The 14,412-nt window shown below is 68.2% G+C and carries 19 protein-coding genes; 10 read left to right on the top strand and 9 right to left on the bottom strand.

Annotated features, from left to right (window positions below; translation table 11 throughout):
- From P1U75_RS16000 to P1U75_RS15970, 7 genes are all read left to right on the top strand, one after another.
- On the top strand, positions 1–626 hold a 626-nt coding region (locus tag P1U75_RS16000), incomplete at its 5' end, for a hypothetical protein (RefSeq protein WP_300245087.1).
- Between the two features lie 75 nt (positions 627–701).
- Complete coding sequence (locus P1U75_RS15995; protein WP_300245086.1) at positions 702–1,643, top strand: aspartate carbamoyltransferase catalytic subunit; 942 nt, start codon at positions 702–704, stop codon at positions 1,641–1,643.
- Positions 1,640–2,176 (top strand): hypothetical protein, encoded by a 537-nt coding sequence (locus tag P1U75_RS15990; RefSeq protein ID WP_300245085.1) that lies wholly within the window; start codon positions 1,640–1,642, stop codon positions 2,174–2,176. Before P1U75_RS15995 ends, P1U75_RS15990 begins: the two co-directional genes overlap by 4 nt.
- Positions 2,176–2,559: a hypothetical protein gene (locus P1U75_RS15985; RefSeq protein ID WP_300245084.1), complete on the top strand. Its 384-nt coding sequence runs from the start codon at positions 2,176–2,178 to the stop codon at positions 2,557–2,559. Before P1U75_RS15990 ends, P1U75_RS15985 begins: the two co-directional genes overlap by 1 nt.
- On the top strand, positions 2,556–3,839 hold the full coding sequence (pyrC, locus tag P1U75_RS15980) for a dihydroorotase (RefSeq protein WP_300245083.1): 1,284 nt from the start codon (positions 2,556–2,558) through the stop codon (positions 3,837–3,839). The genes P1U75_RS15985 and pyrC overlap by 4 nt, the downstream gene beginning before the upstream one ends.
- Positions 3,839–4,444, top strand: a complete 606-nt coding sequence (gene plsY, locus P1U75_RS15975) for a glycerol-3-phosphate 1-O-acyltransferase PlsY (protein ID WP_300245081.1) — start codon at positions 3,839–3,841, stop codon at positions 4,442–4,444. Before pyrC ends, plsY begins: the two co-directional genes overlap by 1 nt.
- 354 nt (positions 4,445–4,798) lie before the next feature.
- The gene (locus P1U75_RS15970; protein ID WP_300245080.1) at positions 4,799–5,275 is read left to right on the top strand and encodes a YHS domain-containing (seleno)protein; all 477 of its coding nucleotides are present in this window, start codon (positions 4,799–4,801) and stop codon (positions 5,273–5,275) included.
- Positions 5,276–5,366: 91 nt separating this feature from the next.
- On the opposite strand, the gene P1U75_RS15965 is transcribed toward P1U75_RS15970, so the two are convergent.
- From P1U75_RS15965 to P1U75_RS15950, 4 genes are all read right to left on the bottom strand, one after another.
- Positions 5,367–5,720: a hypothetical protein gene (locus P1U75_RS15965; protein WP_300245079.1), complete on the bottom strand. Its 354-nt coding sequence runs from the start codon at positions 5,718–5,720 to the stop codon at positions 5,367–5,369.
- An 80-nt stretch (positions 5,721–5,800) separates the two neighbouring features.
- Positions 5,801–7,171 carry a glutamate--cysteine ligase gene (locus P1U75_RS15960; RefSeq protein WP_300245078.1) on the bottom strand — a complete coding sequence of 457 codons (1,371 nt, stop codon included), beginning with the start codon at positions 7,169–7,171 and terminating at the stop codon, positions 5,801–5,803.
- A gap of 66 nt (positions 7,172–7,237) precedes the next feature.
- Entirely contained in the window at positions 7,238–7,765 is a 528-nt protein-coding gene (locus P1U75_RS15955; RefSeq protein ID WP_300245077.1) for a hypothetical protein, read from the bottom strand.
- On the bottom strand, positions 7,762–8,484 hold the full coding sequence (locus P1U75_RS15950; protein ID WP_300245076.1) for a 16S rRNA (uracil(1498)-N(3))-methyltransferase: 723 nt from the start codon (positions 8,482–8,484) through the stop codon (positions 7,762–7,764). The genes P1U75_RS15955 and P1U75_RS15950 overlap by 4 nt, the downstream gene beginning before the upstream one ends.
- A 12-nt stretch (positions 8,485–8,496) precedes the next feature.
- Between P1U75_RS15950 and ubiA the strand changes: the two genes are divergently transcribed.
- The 3 genes from ubiA to P1U75_RS15935 all read left to right on the top strand — a co-directional run bounded on the left by ubiA (position 8,497) and on the right by P1U75_RS15935 (position 11,916).
- On the top strand, positions 8,497–9,471 hold the full coding sequence (gene ubiA, locus P1U75_RS15945) for a 4-hydroxybenzoate octaprenyltransferase (RefSeq protein WP_300245075.1): 975 nt from the start codon (positions 8,497–8,499) through the stop codon (positions 9,469–9,471).
- A 64-nt stretch (positions 9,472–9,535) separates the two neighbouring features.
- Positions 9,536–11,593, top strand: a complete 2,058-nt coding sequence (locus P1U75_RS15940) for an OmpA family protein (RefSeq protein ID WP_300245074.1) — start codon at positions 9,536–9,538, stop codon at positions 11,591–11,593.
- Positions 11,590–11,916: a hypothetical protein gene (locus P1U75_RS15935; RefSeq protein ID WP_300245073.1), complete on the top strand. Its 327-nt coding sequence runs from the start codon at positions 11,590–11,592 to the stop codon at positions 11,914–11,916. Before P1U75_RS15940 ends, P1U75_RS15935 begins: the two co-directional genes overlap by 4 nt.
- Positions 11,917–11,929: 13 nt before the next feature.
- Here the strand turns inward: P1U75_RS15935 and P1U75_RS15930 are convergent, their stop codons facing one another.
- The 5 genes from P1U75_RS15930 to P1U75_RS15910 form a co-directional block, all read right to left on the bottom strand.
- On the bottom strand, positions 11,930–12,502 hold the full coding sequence (locus P1U75_RS15930) for an N-acetyltransferase (RefSeq protein WP_300245072.1): 573 nt from the start codon (positions 12,500–12,502) through the stop codon (positions 11,930–11,932).
- Positions 12,496–12,939 carry a molybdenum cofactor biosynthesis protein MoaE gene (locus P1U75_RS15925; protein WP_300245071.1) on the bottom strand — a complete coding sequence of 148 codons (444 nt, stop codon included), beginning with the start codon at positions 12,937–12,939 and terminating at the stop codon, positions 12,496–12,498. The genes P1U75_RS15930 and P1U75_RS15925 overlap by 7 nt, the downstream gene beginning before the upstream one ends.
- 3 nt (positions 12,940–12,942) lie before the next feature.
- Entirely contained in the window at positions 12,943–13,188 is a 246-nt protein-coding gene (moaD, locus tag P1U75_RS15920) for a molybdopterin converting factor subunit 1 (protein ID WP_300245070.1), read from the bottom strand.
- Entirely contained in the window at positions 13,188–13,859 is a 672-nt protein-coding gene (gene pgsA / locus P1U75_RS15915; protein ID WP_300245069.1) for a CDP-diacylglycerol--glycerol-3-phosphate 3-phosphatidyltransferase, read from the bottom strand. Before pgsA ends, moaD begins: the two co-directional genes overlap by 1 nt.
- A gap of 115 nt (positions 13,860–13,974) precedes the next feature.
- The coding region (locus P1U75_RS15910) for a helix-hairpin-helix domain-containing protein (RefSeq protein WP_300245068.1) at positions 13,975–14,412 on the bottom strand (438 nt) is incomplete at its 5' end.

Raw genomic sequence — 14,412 nt, 5'->3', positions numbered from 1 at the left:
CGCTCTGCGACGACAACAAGGTCTGCGCACCGGGCCGGCTGTGCCTGCCGGGCGGCGGCTGTTCCGAACCGGGGGCGAAGACATGCGCCGGCGGCCAGATCTGCGGCAAGGACGAGATCTGCCTGAAGGGCGGCAAATGCTCGGAACCGGGCGCCACCCTCTGCGAGAGCAACAGCGTCTGCGCGCCGGGCCGCGAATGCCTGCCCGATGGCGGCTGCGCGCCCGAGGGGCACAAGGTCTGCGCCAGCGGCACCACCTGCCCCGGGGATACCATCTGCCTGAGCGGCGGGCGCTGCTCGGACCCCGGCGCGGTGCTCTGCGAGGATGGCGGCGTCTGCCCGCCGCGCACCCTCTGCCTGCCGGACAACAAATGCTCAAAACCCGATATGAAGCTCTGCAAGGGCGGGCAGGTCTGCCCGAAGGACTCGATCTGCCTGCAGGGCGGCGAATGCTCGGAGATCGGCGCCAAGCTTTGCGAGGGCGGGCTGGTCTGCGACCCGGACGAGGAGTGCGGCGATGACGACCACTGCTACCCCACCGGCAAGACCTATTGCGGCGAGGGCTACTGGTGCGACGCGGATCAGGAGTGCCGCCCCGAGAATAAGTGCGGGCCGAAACAGGAGTAGGGTCACGCGCGATGTTGCCCCGCCTGCCCCGGCTTTCTATAAGCGGACAAGCAGCCGAGACGGAGCGCCGCCCGCATGTCATTCGCCCACCGACACCTTCTGGGGATCGAACCGCTCAGCCCGCGGGACATCACCGCGATCCTGGACCTGGCCGACACCTATGTGGCGCTGAACCGGCAGGCGGACAAACACGCCGACGTGCTGGCCGGGCTGACCCAGATCAACATGTTCTTCGAGAATTCCACCCGCACCCAGGCCAGTTTCGAACTGGCCGGAAAACGGCTGGGTGCCGACGTGATGAATATGGCGATGCAGGCCAGTTCGATCAAGAAGGGCGAGACCCTGATCGACACCGCGATGACGCTGAACGCGATGCATCCCGACCTGCTGGTGGTGCGCCATCCGCATTCCGGCGCGGTGGATCTCTTGGCGCAAAAGGTCAACTGCGCAGTGCTGAACGCCGGTGACGGGCGGCATGAGCACCCGACCCAGGCGCTGCTGGACGCGTTGACCATCCGGCGCGCCAAGGGGCGGCTGCACCGGCTGAACATCGCCATTTGCGGCGACATCGCGCACAGCCGCGTGGCGCGCTCGAACATCCTGTTGCTGGGCAAGATGGAAAACCGCATCCGCCTGATCGGGCCGCCGACGCTGATGCCCTCGGGCATCGCCGAGTTCGGGGTCGAGGTCTTTGACGACATGCGCGAGGGGCTGCGCGACGTCGACGTGGTGATGATGCTGCGACTGCAAAAGGAACGGATGGACGGCGGCTTCATCCCGTCGGAGCGGGAATACTACCACCGCTACGGGCTGGACGCCGAGAAACTGGCGCTGGCCAAGCCCGACGCCATCGTGATGCACCCCGGCCCGATGAACCGGGGCGTGGAGATCGACGGCACGCTGGCCGACGACATCAACCGAAGCGTGATCCAGGACCAGGTGGAGATGGGTGTGGCGGTGCGCATGGCTGCGATGGAGCTCTTGGCGCGCACCCTGTCGGCGGGGGCTGCGACATGAGCGACGACGAACTGGTCGTGCCCGCGCAAGAGCATGGACGCGTCCGCGTCTTCGCCCTCGACATGCGACCCGAACAGGCCGAATTCCTGCGCGAGCCGGGGGCGGTGGACCAGGTGCTTGGTCTGGCCGGGCTCGACCCCGCGCAGAGCGACGTGATCCGCATCGCGGATCTGGAGGATCTCGGGCTGGCGGGCTACCTGACCGAAGGATGCGGATTGCCGGAAGAACAGATTGCGCCGGACCGGGACAGGCTGGCGGCGCTGGAGGGGTATGTCCTGGTGCTGCGCAGCCGGGCCTTCGGCGGACAGGCGGCGGTGATCGCGCCCGACCCGGAGGTCCGGCTGATCGCCACCTATGACGAGCCTGACAGCGACTGGTCGGCGCAACCTCTGCGCAGCGAAAGCGCCCTTCCCTATTCCGCTCCGAGCCAATCGCCGCGCGCGGCACGGGCGCGGGCGCGGCGCATCGGCGGCGGGTTGTTCGCGGTTGTTATGATGTTGATTCTGCTGCTGGTCTGGGCAGTGGTGTTCTGATGGCGGCGCTGCGTTTCCCCCCCGACCGGGGCGCCTACATCCGCACCAACGCCTGGGTGGCGGCGGCGGCGATGGCCGGGGCGATGGCGGTGCTCTGGGCGATGGGCTACGCCCATGTCTGGACCGGCGCGGTGGCCGGGCTGGCGGCGATCGGGGTGCGGGCGTGGTATCTCGCCTCGGAGGAACTGGCGGTTGTCTGGGAGTTGGAGGGCGGCACGCTGACCGGCCCCGGCGGGCGGCAGGTGGCCCTGAGCCAGATCGAAACCGTACGGAAAATGGGCAGTTTCGTACAACTCGTCACCCGCACCGGCGACAAGCACCTGATCAAGTACCAGGCCGACCCCGCAGCAACGGCGGCGGCCATCGAAAGGGCGGCGGCATGAGCGATCTTCTGTTTACCAACGCCCGGCTGATCGACCCCGAGGCCGGGACCGACGAACCGGGCGCCCTGCTGGTGCGCGCGGGGCGGATCGTGGACCAAGGGCAGGAGGTCGGTCTGCCCGGCGAGGATGTCACGGTCATCGACTGCGGCGGCAAGTGCCTCGCCCCCGGCATCGTCGATCTGGGCGTCAAGGTCTGCGAGCCGGGCGAGCGGCACAAGGAAAGCTATCGCAGCGCCGGGCGGGCGGCGGCGGCGGGCGGGGTGACCACCATCGTCACGCGCCCTGACACCGCGCCGGCGATCGACAGCCCCGAGACGCTGGAATTCGTCACCCGCCGGGCACAGGCGGACGCGCCGGTGCGGGTGGTGCCGATGGCGGCCCTGACCAAGGGGCGCGCGGGCCGCGAGATGACCGAGATCGGGTTCCTGATGGATGCCGGCGCGGTGGCCTTCTCCGATTGCGATCACGTGGTCGCCAACACCAAGGTGCTGTCGCGCGCGCTGAGCTATGCCGGGGCGCTGGGGGCACTGGTGATCGGTCACCCGCAGGAGCCGGGCCTCTCGGCGGGCGCGGCGGCGACCAGTGGCAAGTTCGCGTCTCTTCGCGGCTTGCCCGCCGTGTCGCCGATGGCCGAGCGGATGGGGCTGGACCGCGATATCGCGCTGTTGGAGATGACCGGGGCGCGCTATCACGCCGACCAGATCACCACCGCCCGCGCCCTGCCGGCGCTGGCGCGGGCCAAGGCCAACGGGCTGGACATCACCGCCGGGGTCGGCATTCATCACCTGACGCTGAATGAGTTCGACGTCGCCGACTACCGCACCTTCTTCAAGCTGAAGCCGCCGCTGCGGTCCGAGGATGACCGGACCGCCGTAATCGAGGCGGTGCGCAGCGGGCTGATCGACGTGATCTGTTCGATGCACACGCCGCAGGACGAGGAGAGCAAGCGGCTCCCCTTCGAGGAGGCGGCGAGCGGCGCGGTGGGGCTGGAAACCCTGCTGCCGGCGGCGCTGCGGCTGTATCATGCGGAGGCGCTGGACCTGCCGACCCTGTTCCGCGCCATGAGCCTGAACCCGGCGAAACGGCTGGGGCTGGATACCGGGCGGCTGGGCGCCGGGGCGCCGGCCGACCTGGTGCTGTTCGATCCCGACGCCCCGTTTGTGCTGGACCGTTTCACGTTGCGGTCGAAATCCAAGAACACCCCGTTCGACGGCGGCCGGATGCAGGGGCGCGTGTTGGCCACCTATGTCGGCGGCGCGCCGGTTTACCGGAGGGACTGATGCCCGAGATCACATCCACCGCCGCGACGCTGATCCTCTGGGCCGTGATCGGATACGGGCTGGGGTCGATCCCGTTCGGCATGGTGCTGGCCCGGGCCATGGGGCTGGGCAACCTGCGCGAAATCGGCTCGGGCAATATCGGCGCCACCAACGTGCTGCGCACCGGCAACAAGCCGGCCGCCGCGCTGACCCTGCTGCTCGATGGTGGCAAGGGGGCGGCGGCGGTGCTGCTGGCGCGGGTCTTTGCCGGGGAAGACGCGGTGATGCTGGCGGGCTTTGCCGCCTTTGTCGGCCATTGCTACCCGGTCTGGCTGGGCTTCCGGGGCGGCAAGGGCGTGGCGACCTTTCTCGGGCTGTGGCTGGCGCTGGCCTGGCCGGTGGGGCTGGCCTGCTGCGCCACATGGGCCGTCGCGGCGGCGATCAGCCGTATCTCCTCGGTGGGGGCGCTGGCGGCGGCGGCGGCGTCGAGCATCTGGGCCGTGGTGCTGGGATACGGCGGGGCCTTCGTGCTGGCGGCGGCGCTGACCCTGCTGATCTACTGGCGCCACCGCGAGAACATCGCCCGCATCCGCGCCGGCACCGAAAGCAAGGTCGGACAGAAGTAGCAGCGGCCAGGGCCGGGCGCGGTCCAATCCCGCACCGGCCCCGCAACCGACCCGCCGGGCTGGATCATCCACTTGCCGCCCCCTCTTGATCAACTTTTTGTAAACCCAGCATATTCCTGGGTAACAGGTGCCGTGAACACCTGTCTTTCACGCCTGTATTCATGCCGGAGGGGCCGCGCCGTCCCGCCGCGAAACCCTGTTCACGACCGGGTAAAAACAGGTTGATTTGAACGTGACGGACCAGACCCCCAATTGCGTTGCGTGACGGTCAATTCCGACCGCACAGCCCATAACCATCCTTCCGGGACCGGGGTCATGCCCCGTCTCCCTGACACCCTGAGAAAAGGAACACTCATGACCAAGATGGGATCTCTGCTTGGCGGCCTGGCGCTGTCGGTCGCAGTCGCAACCTCTGCCTTCGCCGCCGGCGTCGACATCAACGCCTCCTCCACCGGGCTGGCGCTGCAGGGCTATGATCCGGTTGCCTATTTCACCGATGGCGAGGCCACCAAGGGCGATTACACGATCACCGCGATCTACGACGAAGCGCTCTATCGTTTTGCCTCCGAAGAGCACAAGGCGCTGTTCGAAGAGAACCCCGAGGCCTACGTGCCGGCCTACGGCGGCTACTGCGCCTTCGGCACCGCCATGGGCTTCAAGTTCGACGGCGATCCGACCTACTGGCGAATCGTCGACGACGTGCTTTACCTGAACCTGTCGGGGGACATCCAGGAGCGCTGGGAAGGCGACGTCCCGGGTTTCATCGTGAAGGCCGATGCCAACTGGACCGACATCGCCGACAAGGATCCGGCGGCGCTGCAGAGCAACTGAGCGTTCTGACGCCCGGAACCGGGAAACGGCGGCCCGGGGAGCCGCCGTTTTTCATTCCCCGTGATACCCCGCCCCGGAGGACTGCCGGGGCTCAGCGCACCAGACGCTCCAGCGCGGTGCCGTTGGCCCAGGTGCCGTGCAACTGGCCGCTGGGCATGCGCAGGTAGACGATCGGGTAATCGCTGCCCCAGTCGATCCAGATGACATCGCCGTTGCGGGTGCCGGTGCCGTTGTAGCCCTGGTTGCCGACGCGCCAGGCGATATAGACCATGGCGCCCTCTTCGCGGATGGTGACCACGCCGCTATAGGGTGAGCCGTCGGGATTGCGCCCCTCGGCCCGGTAATTGCCCGAGATCGATTGCGCCGCGACCGGCGCCGCCAGCGTCATCATCCCCGCCGCCAGCCCGGCCATCACCGCGCGGCGGCCCCATGTCGTGATTTTCATGCCTTCCCCCTGATGCGATACATTTTGGCCAGTCTGGCCCGGATCGGGCCGTCTGTCACGCGTTCAGGGGGCGTTGTGGCTCAGTAGGCAAACGCCTCGTAGATCCGGTCGAGATCGCCGTTCCAGTCGCCGTTGTACTGTTCCAGCAGCTCGTCGGCCGGGGTCGTCCCGGTTTCGACGCTGTCCTCCAGCGCGTGCAGGAAGTGGCGCTCGTCCTGCACCATGCCGCCCAGGCCGGGGCGCGCGCGGGCCTTGAGGCCGGAGCGCGCGATATCGAGCACCTCGGTCGCCAGATCCTGCATGGTCCGGCCGCCGACCTCGGCCTGAAGCCCGCCTTCCGCCGCGCCCAGGCGCCAGGCCTCGCGGGTCTCGGCATCCCAGCCCTTGACCAGGTCCCAGGCCGCGTCCAGCGCGCCCTGATCATAGGTCAGCCCGACCCAGAAGGCCGGCAGCGCGCAAAGCCGGCGCCAGGGGCCGCCATCGGCGCCGCGCATCTCGATGAACTTCTTCAGCCGCGCCTCGGGGAAGGCCGTGGTCAGGTGATCGGCCCAGTCGCTGAGCGTGGGTTTCTCGCCCGGCAGCGCCGGCAGCTCGCCCTTGAGGAAATCGCGGAACGACATGCCCAGCGCATCGATATACTTGCCGTCGCGGTAGACGAAATACATCGGCACATCGAGCATGTACTCGACCCAACGCTCGAACCCGAACCCCTCGTCAAAGACGAAGGGCACCATGCCGGTGCGGGCCGGGTCGAGGTGCTGCCAGACCCAGGAGCGATAGGATTTCATGCCGTTGGGCTTGCCCTCGAAGAACGGCGAATTGGCAAAGAGCGCGGTGGCGACCGGTTGCAGCGCGATGGCGACGCGCATCTTTTGCACCATGTCGGCCTCGGAGCCGAAGTCGAGGTTGACCTGCACCGTGCAGGTGCGCCGCATCATGGTGGTGCCGGTGGTGCCGACCTTGTCCATATAGGCGTTCATCAGCTTGTAGCGGCCCTTGGGCATCAGCGGCATCTGGTCGTGGGTCCAGATCGGTGCCGCGCCCAGCCCGATGAAGCCGACGCCGATCTCGTCGGCGATATCCTTGACCTCGCGCAGGTGCTCGTTCACCTCGTCGCAGGTCTGGTGGATGGTCTCCAGCGGGGCGCCCGACAGTTCCAGCGCGCCGCCCGGTTCCAGCGAAACATTGGCACCGTCCTTTTCCAGACCGATCAGGTGGCCGCCCTCGCGGACCTCGGCCCAGCCATAGCGGTCGCGCAGCCCCTCGAGCACGGCGCGGATCGAGCGTTCGCCGTCAAAGGGCAGCGGTTTGTGCGTATCCTTGCAATAGCCGAACTTCTCGTGCTCGGTGCCGATGCGCCAATCCTGTTTTGGCTTGCAGCCTTCGGCCAGGTATTCGGCCAGTTGTTCATGCCGCTCGATCGGGCCGCCGCCAGACTGGGGGATGGACATGCGCGCGCTCCGTTGCTGCTTGCTCTCGTTTCCGGAGGGCAGTCGTGCGGCGAAACGCCGGGAGTGTCAATGCAGCCTTTGGTGGGCGGGGCGCAGGGGGGTGCGTTCCCAGATCACAACCGCATGAGCATTGTCGCGCCTGAGCTCGGCCAGCATGCGTTCGGTACGCAGGCCCGGCAGGGCGGCGAAGACATCGAACAGGGCCTGTGCGCCCTCGGCGTTGACGGGGATGTGCAGCACCGGCTGGCCCGGTTGTTGCAGCGCCCAGTGGGCCGGGCGCGCCGAGGGGTCGAGCACCAGCCGCTCCAGATCGGTGACCGAGACCGAGCCGCCCGAGAGCGGCCCCATGTAGGTGATCTCGCCCTCGTCCACCAGCACGACGCCGGGGCCCTGCCCGGCGGTGCGAAAGCGCGCGCGCTGCACCCCGATCACGGCGATGCCGGCCCCGGCCGGCACCAGCAGCCAGCCGATCCAGCCCAGCAACCCGCCCACCGAAAGCGCCCAGTAGAGGCCCAGCGCCACGATGACCGCGCCGGCCAGCGCCTCGCGCCAGCGGGTCAGTGCCGCGCGAGCCTCGGCGCGAATGAAGCTCATGACCAGTCCCCCAGCGCCTGTTGCCACAGGGTCATCGCGGCCACGGCGGCGGTATCGGCGCGCAGGATGCGCGGGCCGAGGGCGACGACATGCGCCTGCGGCAGGGCATGCAGACGTTTGCGCTCGGCGTCCGAAATGCCGCCCTCGGGGCCGATCAGGATCGCCCAGGGGCCGGGCGCCGCGCCGGCAAGCCCCTTGGCCTCGCCGACCTCGGCCTCGTCGCAGAACATCAGCTGACGGTCCTCGGGCCAGTCGGCGAGCAACCGGTCGAGTTTTTGCAGCTCGGTGACCTCGGGCACGAAGGTGCCGCCGCATTGTTCGGCCGCCTCGATGGCATGGGCCTGCAACCGGTCCTGGCGGATGCGGTCGGAATTGGTGAAATCGGTCTGCACCGGAATGATCCGCGCCGCCCCCATCTCGGCCGCCTTTTCGACGATGAAATCGGTGCGCGCCTTCTTGATCGGCGCGAAGATCAGCCAGAGGTCGGGCGGCATCTGCAACGGCCGGGTCTGCGCCGCGCAGGTCAACACGCCGCCGCGCTTGCCGGCCTCGACCACCTCGGCGCGCCATTCGCCGTCGCGTCCGTTGAACAGCGCCACCAGGTCGCCCGGCCCCAGCCGCATCACCCCGAAGAGGTAATGCGCCTGTTCCCGCGTCAGAGGAACCGATTGCCCCGCCCCCAGCGGGTGCTCTACATACAGCCTGACCTTTGCCTTCATGCGAGACTACATATGCAACCTCAACGCCCGACGCCAGACGCGACCGCCAGCGGTCAGGTGGCCGATGCGGTGCGCGGCAACTGGGTCGACCGGCTGGCGCCCCCCGCGACGCGGCCCTATCTGCGGCTGAGCCGCGCCGACCGGCCGATCGGAACCTGGCTGCTGCTGCTGCCGTGCTGGTGGGGGCTGGCGCTGGCGATGCTTTGGGACCAGTCGCCGCGCTGGGGGGATCTGTGGATCTTCATCGCCTGCGGCCTTGGCGCCTGGCTGATGCGCGGGGCCGGTTGTACCTGGAACGACATCACCGACCGCGACATCGACGGCAGCGTCGAGCGCACCCGGTCGCGGCCGATCCCCTCGGGGCAGGTCAGCGTCAAGCAGGCCGTCGCCTATATGGGCGTACAGGCGCTGGTGGCTTTCGCCATTCTGCTCACCTTCAACTGGGCGGCGATCGGGCTGGGGTTCGTGTCGTTGCTGCCGGTGGCGGTCTATCCCTTTGCCAAGCGGTTCACCTGGTGGCCGCAGGTGTTCCTCGGGCTGGCGTTCAACTGGGGCGCGCTGCTGGCCTGGACGGCGCATACCGGCGCGCTGCACTGGGCGCCGGTGATCCTTTACCTGGCGGGGATCTGCTGGACGGTGTTCTACGACACGATCTATGCCCACCAGGACGCCGAGGACGACGCGCTGATCGGGGTGAAATCCACCGCGCGGCTGTTCGGCGCCGACAGCCCGCGGCGGTTGCGTCAGTTCCTGGTGGCCACGCTGGTGCTGATGGCGGTGGCGGTGATCCTGGCGGTGGAACCGCGCGGCTCGCTCGCGGCGCTGGCAATCGCGCTGGCGGGCGTCTGGGCGATGGGCTGGCACATGCTGTGGCAACTGCGCCGGTTCGACCCCGAGGACAACCCCGGGTTGCTCCGCCTGTTCCGGTCCAACCGCGACACCGGCTTGATTCCGCTCATCTTCTTTCTGCTCGCGGTACTGGTGTGATTGCACGCCGGGCGGTCGGGTTGTATGACATCGGCGATCTGAAGAACTGAAGACCGATCCCCTGATGCGCCTTTCCTCCCTGTTCGCCGTCGGCCTGACCTTCCTTGCCGCAGCCATCCTTTGCCTTGTGGCGGCGGGTTTCGCGGTTTCCGCAGTGGAGGATTCGACCGAGATCGGCGTGCGCCGGTCACTGGACGAGGCAGATCACCACTGGGCCGAGGTCGAGGCCGACGGGCTGCGGGTGATCCTGGCCGGCACCGCCCCGGACGAGGCCACGCGCTTCAACGCCATTACCGTGGCGGGCACGGTGGTGGATGCCGCCCGCGTCATCGACAACATGCACATCACCCCCACCGAGGAGCTGAAGCCGCCGCGGTTCTCCGCCGAGGTGCTGCGCAACGACAGCGGCATCTCGATCATCGGGCTGGTGCCCACCGATACCGACCGCGAGGATCTTCTGGAGGCGCTCGAAGACATCGCCGGGGCGACCAAAGTGGCCGATTTCCTGGAGACAGCCGCCTATCCCGCGCCCGAGGGCTGGTCCGACGCGATGCGCTTTGCGGTCCTCGCGCTGGCCGAACTGCCGCGGTCGAAGGTGTCCGTCAGCCCCGGGCAGGTCGAGATCACCGCCATCGCAGACAGCCGCGAGGACAAAAGGACGCTGGAGCGCAAGCTGACCCGCGCCGCGCCCGCAGGGTTGCGGCTGGGGCTGGAGATCGCCGCGCCGCGCCCGGTGATCACGCCGTTCTCGCTGCGCTACATCATCGACGAGGACGGCGGGCGGTTCGATGCCTGTTCGGCCGAGACCGAGGAGGCGCGTGACCGCATCCTGACTGCCGCCCGCGCCGCCGGGCTGACCGGCGAGGCCACCTGCACCATTGGCCTTGGCGTGCCCTCGCCCAATTGGGCGCGGGCGGCGGAACTGAGCCTGGACGCGCTGGCGCGCCTTGGCGCGGGATCGGTCACCTTTGCCGATGCGGACATCACGCTGGTTGCGGTTCAGGGCACCGACGAGGGGCTGTTCGACGAGGTGGTGGGGGAATTGGAGAACGCGCTGCCGGAGGTCTTCGCCCTGCATGCCGTGCTTCCCGCCCCGGTGGACAACAGCACCGGCGGACCGCCGGAGTTCACTGCCACCCGCAGCCCCGAGGGGCTGGTGCAACTACGCGGGCGGTTGAGCGACGAAAGCCTGCGCCGCATGGCCGAGAGCTATGCCCAGGCGCGGTTCGGCTCGGAAAGCGTGTATACTGCGGCGCGCGTCGCCGAGGATCTGCCGGCGGATTGGCCGGTACGGGTCCTGGCCGGTCTCGAGGCGCTGTCGAAACTGACGAACGGGGCGGTCACCGTGCTGCCCGACACGGTTCGCCTGAGCGGCAATACCCATGACGCGGAAGCCAGCGCCGAGATTGCCCGACTGCTGTCGGACAAGCTGGGCGAGGCCGAGGATTTCGCGCTCGACATCACCTATACCGCCCGGCCGGAGCCGGAGGAAACGACACCGGACCCGGAAGAATGCGAGCGCCGCCTGAGCGCCGCGCAAGAGGCCGGCAAGATCACCTTCGAGCCCGGATCGGCCACCATCGCCGCGGGGTCGCAGGACATCATGAACCGGATTGCCGACATCCTGACCGAATGCAAGGAGCTGAGGCTGGAGATCCAGGGCCACACCGACAGCCAGGGCCGCGAAGAGATGAACCTCAAGCTCAGCCAGGCGCGGGCGCAATCGGTGCTGAACGAGTTGCGGGCGCGGCGCGTGCTGACCTCGACCTATGTCGCGGTGGGTTATGGCGAGACCCGCCCGATCGCCCCCAACGACACCGAGGAAGGCCGCGAGGCGAACCGGCGCATCGAGTTCCGCCTGATCCGGATCGAACCGGCGGCGGAGGCGGAAACCACGCTGGACGCCATGGCGGGGACCACAGACCCGGCGGCGGCAGACGCCGAGGACGGAACCGAGGAGGATACGGTGGACGACGCGGAGACGGCCGCGGAGGACACCGAAGCGACCGACGAGGACGGCACCACGGCGGAGGGCCCCGAAGCCGGGGATGCGGGCGCCGCCCCTGCGGCGAACGCCCCCCAGACCGAGGCGCCCGCGGCCCCCGGAGAGGAGACGGAATGAACAGAACCGAGTTCATCATAACCACGGCGATCGTCCTGTTCATCGCCTTCACCGTCGGCTGGTTCGCCCATTGGCTGGTGCATCGCTTTACCCGCGTGAACCAGAGCGATGTCGCCGATCTCGACCGGATGAGCCAGGAGCTGCACGAGGCCGAGGAGACCCGCGATCAGGCGATCACCTATCTGCAGCAGCGCGAGGCGGAGCTGACCAACCAGCTGACCCAGACCGAGGCCGAGCTGCGGGCGGCGATGGACGGGCTGCGCGATGCCCGGCAGGAGGCCGAAGAGCTGCGCGCCCATCTGGAGCGTGCGGCTCAGGGCTGACCGGACGGCGGCGTCATTCGGCCCAGAGATGCGGAAGATCGAGCGCCGTTGCGCATCCCAGCGTGGTGCCCTCCACCCGTTCCAGCGCATCGGGCGACAGGCCCCGCACCATCCAGGCGTCCGCGTTTTGCGCAGGTATGGGATAGGGGGCCGAGACCGGGCGGCAAGGGTGGAATCCGTGCCGGGGATAGTATCCAGGATGCCCCAGCACGAAGACCAGATCGCAACCCGCCTCGCGCAGCCGGCTCAGCCCCTCGCGGATCAGCGCGCCGCCGATGCCCTGTTCCTGTAGCTCAGGGGAAACGGCGAGCGGGCAGAGCAGCCGTGCCTGGATCCCGCCGGGATCGGGCGACAGCGTGGCGCGGGTAAACAGGATGTGGCCCAGCGGCCGGCCGTCGCGTTCGGCCAGAAGCGACAGGCGCGGTGCGGCGGTGGGGTCGTCGAGCAGATCCGCAACCAGATCCGCGATCACTGGCCCCTCGTGCGGCCCGAAGGCGGCGCGGTGCAGGTCGAGCACCCGGGCGCGGTCACTGGCGCGGGTCGGGCGAATGAACAGGCGGCGGCCCGCCATCGCAGGGTTTACCACCGGTCGAGGGCGTCCTCGTCCTCGACCTTCGCCGCGACCCATTCGGAGCCGTCTGCGGCGATCTCCTTTTTCCAGAACGGCGCGCGGGATTTCAGGTAGTCCATCAGGTATTCGGCCGCCTCGAAGGCGTGTTTGCGGTGTGGCGCGGCGGTGGCAACCATCATGATCGTCTCACCGGGGCGCAACTGCCCGTGGCGGTGGATCACCAGCACGTCTGAGAGCGACCAGCGCTCTGCCGCCCGCTCGGCGATGGATGTGATCGCCTTCTCGGTCATGCCTGGGTAATGTTCGATCTCCATCGCCCTGAGCCCGCCTTGCGCCAAGTCGCGCACCACGCCGGTAAAGGTAACGACGGCGCCGGCCGCGGTGACCCCGGCGGCAAAGGCATTGGCCTCCTCGCCCAGGTCGAACGGGTCGGTCTGAACCGCGATCCGCATGGTTCAGCCGCCCGTCATCGGCGGAAAGAAGGCGACCTCGCGGACACCGGCCAGCGGCGCATCGAAATCGGACAGTTCCTGATCCAGCGCCACACGCAGGGCGGAAAGGTCGGCAAATGCGGCGGCGTAGCGGTCTTCGCGCGCGCTCAGTTCCGAGACCAGATCGGCAACGGTGGCCGCGCCGGTCTCGACCCGTTCGCGCGGCAGGCCGATCCGCTCCCGGACCCAGGCGAAATAAAGTACATCCATCAGCGCGTCTCCCTCAGATGTGGCAGCGCCTTTCGCAGGTAGTCGGCGCCGGTGATCAACGTCAGCGCCGCGGCGATCCACAACAGCCACAGCCCCAGCCGCCCGGACCAGATCATGCCATCATACATCACGCGCAGCCCGTGCAGATCCTCGACCGCGCCGGACAGCACCTGATCCAGCATCTCCTGGTCCATGCCCCAGGAATTCATCACCAGGTGGTGCTCGAATATGCCTTGCGAAAACAGCGTCGCAATGGCGATCATCTGCGCGGTTGTCTTCCATTTGGCGAGCTTGGTCACCTTGAGCGTCCCGGCGGTATCGCCGAGGTATTCGCGCAGCCCCGAGACAAAGACCTCGCGGAACAGGATTACGGTGGCGGGAAGCACCAGCCAGGGGGTCCAGTGCGAGGTGGCATAGCCGACCAGGATCATCAGCGCGATCACCACCATCGCCTTGTCGGCAATCGGATCGAGCATCGCGCCGATCTTGGTTTCCTGTTTCCAGGCCCGCGCCAGATAGCCGTCGAACCAGTCCGTCACCGCCGCGCCGACGAACAGCACCAGCGCGTACCAGTCGGCATAGGGGCGGGAGAAATACAGGAACATCACCGCCAGGCCGGGGGCCGCCAGCAGCCGCAAAAGGGTCAGGATATTGGGCAGGTTCCAACGCATGGCCGGACCCTATACCGAGGGTTTGCAACTTGAAAGCGGGCGAAAAAGAAATCTGCCCGTTCCGGACAGATGCCTCCGGCGGGAGTATTTGCAACGAGAAGAAGCCGGCCGGCGGTCAGCCGTTCTCGTGGAAAAAGCCATAGATCTTCTCGGCCAGCGAATCCGAGATGCCCTCCACCGCCTTGAGGTCCGACAGGTTGGCGCGGCTGACCGCCTTGGCGGAGCCGAAATGGGCCAGCAGCGCGCGTTTGCGGGTGGCGCCCACCCCGGCGATGTCGTCGAGCGGGGTGGCGCCGACCGCCTTGGCCCGCTTGGCCCGATGGGTGCCGATGGCAAAGCGGTGCGCCTCGTCGCGCAGGCGTTGGACGAAGTAGAGCACCGGATCGTTCATCCGCAGCGCGAAGGGGCGCTGCCCGGGGCGGTGAAACTCCTCCTTGCCGTGGTCGCGGTCGACGCCCTTGGCGACGCCGACCATCGGAATGTCCTCGACCCCGTGCTCCTCCATGATTTCGCGCACGGCGCTGACCTGCCCGGCGCCGCCGTCGATCAGCAG

The sequence above is a fragment of the Antarcticimicrobium sp. genome, from assembly GCF_029212575.1.
Lineage (GTDB): Bacteria > Pseudomonadota > Alphaproteobacteria > Rhodobacterales > Rhodobacteraceae > Antarcticimicrobium.
This window is presented reverse-complemented; position numbering and strand designations above follow the sequence as displayed.